Annotated in this window: 1 protein-coding gene; it reads left to right on the top strand. The window is 61.6% G+C overall.

From position 1 onward, the window contains the following. Nucleotides 1–216, top strand: a 216-nt coding sequence (locus ACVA53_RS25190) for a hypothetical protein (protein ID WP_446506644.1), incomplete at both ends; no start/stop codon positions are given.

The following is a 216-nucleotide window of genomic DNA, read 5'->3' as shown; positions in this document are numbered from 1 at the left end:
AACGCTGAATCAGCACAAGCCGAGGTCGATCCGAAGAAAGCCGCTGTCGCTGCTGCCGTTGCCCGTGCCAAAGCGCGCAAGGCTGCCCAACAGGCACAAGCTGAATCGGCTGAAGAAGCGAAACCTGAGGACGCTGAACCAGCACAAGCCGAGGTCGATCCGAAGAAAGCCGCTGTCGCTGCTGCCGTTGCCCGTGCCAAAGCGCGTAAGGCTGCC

This window comes from Photobacterium sp. DNB23_23_1 (assembly GCF_052873815.1).
Note: the sequence above shows the minus strand (reverse complement) of the source record. Positions and strands in the feature narration are given on the sequence as shown.